We start from the raw sequence: 1,141 nt of genomic DNA, 5'->3' as shown, positions 1-1,141 counted from the left end.
CACCGTCGACCGACTTGGCCGTGACCTTCACCGGCTCACCCCCGCACGCGGGGAAGGGACGGGGCGGACGGCGTCGCGAACCTCGCAGCGGGCGGCTCACCCCCGCACGCGGGGAAGGGACGGGTCGTCGCCGCACGAGTCGAAGGCGTGCAACGGCTCACCCCCGCACGCGGGGAAGGGACCGATCGTCCGGCGTCATCCCCGTCCCATACATGGGCTCACCCCCGCACGCGGGGAAGGGACACCGGGTACACCGCCGGCGCCGCGGGTGAGCGGGGCTCACCCCCGCACGCGGGGAAGGGACCGGGTCTCCGGGTCGACATCCCACACGAGGACGGGCTCACCCCCGCACGCGGGGAAGGGACGCGCGGCGTAGTCGTCGAGACGGGCCTCGACGGGCTCACCCCCGCACGCGGGGAAGGGACACTTCGTGACCAGCGCATCCGCGGCCATCCAACCCGATTCTCGTTCACTCCTGGTGCTCGCGAGACGTGTCCTGCTGCGCGACGGCATGACCTTTCCGGTCAGCCTTCGGTGCCGAGCGCGGTCCGGAGGGCCTCCAGTCGTCTCCCGATCGCATCGTCCATCAGGGTGGTCTCCTTCTCGCTGATCCCATTTCTGCGCGCGACGTCGCGCCAGTCCGTCAGGGCTCGGAGCGTGTTGTCCATCCTCGCGAGGGCCTGCGGGACGGTCAGGCTGCACTCCTCGGCGAGGCCGATCAGCCCGTCGACCTCATCGGGCAGGGTGTCGGCTCCCATGATCGACGTGGCGCGGGGCCGCCAGGGGTCCGGGTGGGGGTTGACGTCGAATGCCGGGCTGAGCGTCCACGCGGTGCCCTCGGCCAGGAAGCCGTGGTTGCGCAGGTGGTCGTCGGTGTTGCCGAGCGCGACGTTGAGGACGGCGCGGTCGAAGAGCTCGTGGTGGTCGCGCCGGGGACTGAGGGACAGGTCTCGGACCGCTTCGGCGATGTCCGCGTAGTCGCGGTGCTCGCCGTCGACGGAGCCGGTGGCGGTCATGGCGCTGATGTAGCCGGTCCTGTCGCCGGTCGTCGTGCGATCGAACCTGCGCAGGATCAGCACGCTGCGCGCCCCGACATGGGTGAGCCTTCGTCGGGGGACCCGGATGCCGGCGGCTTCCATCA

Annotated in this window: 1 protein-coding gene and 1 CRISPR repeat array; the gene reads right to left on the bottom strand. The window is 71.5% G+C overall.

Annotation, left to right across the window (positions count from 1 at the left end; translation table 11 throughout):
* Nucleotides 1-32: 32 nt before the first annotated feature.
* A CRISPR array of direct repeats spans nucleotides 33-425; the repeat unit is 28 nt; unit sequence GGCTCACCCCCGCACGCGGGGAAGGGAC.
* Nucleotides 426-524: 99 nt separating this feature from the next.
* Nucleotides 525-1,141, bottom strand: a 617-nt coding sequence (locus G3I71_RS44695) for a type II toxin-antitoxin system HipA family toxin (RefSeq protein WP_164324595.1), incomplete at its 5' end; no start/stop codon positions are given.

Source organism: Streptomyces sp. SID12501 (assembly GCF_010550245.1).
Taxonomy (GTDB): domain Bacteria; phylum Actinomycetota; class Actinomycetes; order Streptomycetales; family Streptomycetaceae; genus Streptomyces.
Note: the sequence above shows the minus strand (reverse complement) of the source record. Positions and strands in the feature narration are given on the sequence as shown.